This window comes from Nocardioides cremeus, assembly GCF_030518195.1.
GTDB lineage: Bacteria > Actinomycetota > Actinomycetes > Propionibacteriales > Nocardioidaceae > Nocardioides > Nocardioides cremeus.
Window position 1 is genome coordinate 1 of sequence record NZ_JAULSC010000050.1, and the last position, 3,364, is coordinate 3,364.

Genomic DNA, 3,364 nt, shown 5'->3' on the forward strand with positions numbered 1-3,364 from the left:
GCGCGAGTACGGGCTGCCCTGCGTGGTCAACACCCAGGGCGCCACCCGGGTGCTGCACACCGGCGACCGGGTGCGGGTCGACGGCGACCGCGGGACCGTCACGGTCCTGACGGGGTAGGCGCTCGCCCCTCGAGGACGTCGCGCACGGCGGGGGCGAAGGGGCTCCAGGCGAACCAGTGCGGCAGGTCGCGGACGAGCCGGGGAGGCCCCACGAGGTCGATGGCACCGCTGCTGCGGGCCTCGGCGTAGCTGAGGATGCCGGAGAAGACGCGCATCAGGGCGACGGGGTCGGTGCTGAGCACCAGGTCCGCTTCGAAGCCCGGCGGGTCGGTGCAGACCGAGGTCTCGCGCCGCTCGATGACCAACCAGATGCGCATCGGTGCCGCCCCGGTGTAGTCGAACTGCACCACGGTCCGCTGGGCCGGCAGCGCCTCGGCGACGACCCGCCGCGACATCCACCAGGTGAGGGTGACCGGGTCGACCTGGCGCGGCTCCGGCTCGCTGAACATCCAGTGCACCGCCCACTCGCCGAGCGCCATCACCACCCCCTCGAGGTCGCGGCCGGCGGCGGTGAGGTGGTACTCGTGCCCGTGCGGCGCCACCACCCTGTCCACGACACCGCTGCGCTCGAGGTGGTCGAGGCGCTGCTTGAGCAGGGACCGGGAGATCCCGGGCAGGCCACGGTCGATCTCGTTGAAGCGGCGGGCGCCGAGCACCAGCTCCCGGATGATCAGAGGAGTCCACCGCTCGCCGATGACCGAGCTGGCCAGTGCCACCGGGCAGTACTGCGCGTAGTCCTTCATCTCCTCATGGTCGACCCGCCCCGGGCAGGAGTCCAGAAGTAGTCCCGCCCAGGTCCAGTTGATGCCCTGGAGGGCCCGGGGGCGGCGGGCCGATGCTCGAGGTCCACCCACTTCCGAGGAGGAAGCCATGAGCACCACGACACCCGTTCCGCCGACATTCGACCCCCAGCAGTTCAAGGCGACCACGCGAGCGCAGTGGGAGCAGGCCGCCGAGGCGTGGCACCGCTGGGGCCCGGCCATCGAGCGCTGGCTCGGCGCCGCCACCGAGGCGATGCTCGACGACGCAAGGCTCGAGCCCGGGTCGCGGGTCGTCGACGTGGCCGCCGGTGCGGGCGGCCAGACCCTGGCGGCCGCGCAGCGCGTGGCCCCTGGCGGCCACGTGCTCGCCACCGACATCTCCCCGACGATCCTGCGGTACGCCGACGGCGCCGCCGCCGAGGCGGGGCTCGCGGAGGTGGTGTCCACCCTCGAGGCCGACGGCGAGGACCTCTCCGCGGTGCCCAACGCCTCCGTCGACGCGGCGATCTCGCGGGTCGGGCTGATCTACTTCCCCGACCAGCGGCAGGCGCTCTCGGAGATGTGCCGGGTCGTGCGCCCCGGCGGACGCATCTCCTCGGTGGTCTACTCGACTCCCGAGCGCAACGGCTTCTTCGCCGTGCCGGTCGGCATCATCCGGCGCATCGCCGGGCTCCCGGCACCCGCGCCCGGGCTGCCCGGCCCGTTCAGCCTCGGCCAGCCAGGGGTCGCCGAGTCGGCGTACGCCGAGGCGGGCCTCGAGGACATCACCGTCACGACCGTCGACTCCCCGGTGCGGATGGGCTCGGCCGCCGAGTGCGTGCGCTTCGAGAAGGACTCCTTCGGCGCCCTGCACCAGATGCTGTCGGCGGTGGGGGAGGCGGAGCGGGTCGCTGCATGGCAGGAGATCGAGGCGTCGCTGGGGCGGTTCGAGGCCGAGGACGGCTTCGTCGGTCCCTGCGAGATGCTGGTCGTCTCGGGCACCCGGCGCCAGGGGTGACGGACGCGGGGATGACCAGACGCCGACGTCCGTCGGCCCGGAGGACGTCAGCGGCGCTCCGCGGTCCCCACGTCGGCGTACCCCTCGCGATGGGTGGGGTACGCCGGGACCCAGCCGGTCGAGCGCAGCCGAGCGTTGGAGATCCGCTTGCCGTGCGCCCGCGCGGGATCGCCGGCGGGTGGTGCCGGGACGTCGATCTGTCGCGCCAGGTGGCCCGCGACGTCGCCCATCAGCGCCGGCTCGTCGTCGTTGCCGAGGTAGATCGGCTCGGGCGCCTCGGGGCGGGTGAGCAGGTGGACCGCGGCCGCGGCGGCGTCGTCGCGGTGGATGCGGTTGGTCCAGCGGTGCGGGTCGTCGACCTGGCCCTCGCGCACCCGGTCGACGAACCTCGACCCGGTGCCGTCGTACAGGCCCGAGCAGCGCAGCACGGTGCCACCCGGCACCCGGGCGGCGAAGAGCTCCTCGGCCTCCAGCAGCACCCGCGCCGGGCCGTCCTTGGGGGAGGGGGCGTGTGACTCGTCGACGAGGGTGCCGTCGGGCACGTCGCCGTGCACCCCGGTGGAGGAGATCAGGACGGCGCGCTCGGGCAGCCGGCCGGCGGCCTCGACGGCGTCGAGCGCGCGCCGCATGCCGTCGACGTACGTCGCGCGGTAGGCCCCCTCGGAGCGCGGCCGGGCGGTCAGGGCGACGACCAGGTGGCGCAGCTCGAGCGCGGGCAGGTCGGGGACCTCGTGGGCCAGGTCGACGGACAGGCCGTGCAGGGGCGCCGGCACCAGCTCGGCCCGGCGGCGCAGGGCGAGGACGCGGTGCCCCCGCTCGGCGAGGCGCAGGCCGATGCGCGACCCGAGGTCGCCGCACCCGATCATCAGCACGTCTGCATCTGCGGCATCCACGTCTCGACCCTAGGTCAGCGCCCCTCACCCACCCGCCGACCGCGGCCCCGAATTGTGTGCGTCGGGTGCGGTGTGTGACGGTTGAGCCACCGACGCGGGGTGGAGCAGCTCGGTAGCTCGCTGGGCTCATAACCCAGAGGTCGCAGGTTCAAATCCTGCCCCCGCTACTGAAATGTGGCCCGTGACCTGCGGAAACGCAGATCACGGGCCACTAGTCATTTGAATCCTTCCGGCTTGTGTCGCGCTTTGTGACCCAGAAACCCCCGCGCCGAGGCGTTCAAGAGCTGTCTCGGAGACTCTCCCGGGGGCTTCCGTCCGGCCGAGAGTCGGCCAGAACAGCTTCATACGCGGCGCAACGACACTGGTCATCCGTCCCGCGTGACGATCGGCCTACGGCACTCTTGCCCGCGAGCATCGCCGAGGTGGCGGAGGTGCAGGATGAATTTTCGAGATGCGCGATGCGCGAGTGATTGCGTCGCTGGCGTGTCCGAGATCTTGCGGAGATCGGCGAGGCGTTGATCGTTGCTGATGTGTGTCGGCGGCCACGAGAAACTGCCCGGAGACGGCCACGAAACTGCCCGCTGGCGGACATGAGAACTGCCCACTGACGGTCATGGGATCTGCCCGACACGACGTCGTCTGCCTCGCCGCGC

Annotated in this window: 4 protein-coding genes and 1 tRNA gene; 3 read left to right on the forward strand and 2 right to left on the reverse strand. The window is 72.5% G+C overall.

Annotation, left to right across the window (positions count from 1 at the left end; translation table 11 throughout):
- Positions 1-13: 13 nt before the first annotated feature.
- Positions 14-118 carry a PEP-utilizing enzyme gene (locus tag QWJ41_RS22110; protein WP_369292734.1) on the forward strand — a complete coding sequence of 35 codons (105 nt, stop codon included), beginning with the start codon at positions 14-16 and terminating at the stop codon, positions 116-118.
- Here the strand turns inward: QWJ41_RS22110 and QWJ41_RS20610 are convergent.
- Positions 99-803: a winged helix-turn-helix transcriptional regulator gene (locus tag QWJ41_RS20610; protein ID WP_302710343.1), complete on the reverse strand. Its 705-nt coding sequence runs from the start codon at positions 801-803 to the stop codon at positions 99-101. The genes QWJ41_RS22110 and QWJ41_RS20610 overlap by 20 nt on opposite strands.
- A gap of 127 nt (positions 804-930) precedes the next feature.
- Here QWJ41_RS20610 and QWJ41_RS20615 point away from each other — a divergent pair, with 127 nt between their 5' ends.
- Positions 931-1,818 (forward strand): class I SAM-dependent methyltransferase, encoded by an 888-nt coding sequence (locus QWJ41_RS20615; RefSeq protein WP_302710344.1) that lies wholly within the window; start codon positions 931-933, stop codon positions 1,816-1,818.
- Positions 1,819-1,865: 47 nt separating this feature from the next.
- Here QWJ41_RS20615 and QWJ41_RS20620 read toward each other — a convergent pair whose 3' ends face one another.
- Positions 1,866-2,711: a Rossmann-fold NAD(P)-binding domain-containing protein gene (locus tag QWJ41_RS20620; protein ID WP_302710345.1), complete on the reverse strand. Its 846-nt coding sequence runs from the start codon at positions 2,709-2,711 to the stop codon at positions 1,866-1,868.
- Positions 2,712-2,804: 93 nt separating this feature from the next.
- Here QWJ41_RS20620 and QWJ41_RS20625 point away from each other — a divergent pair.
- Positions 2,805-2,878, forward strand: a tRNA-Met gene (locus tag QWJ41_RS20625).
- Positions 2,879-3,364 lie beyond the last annotated feature (486 nt).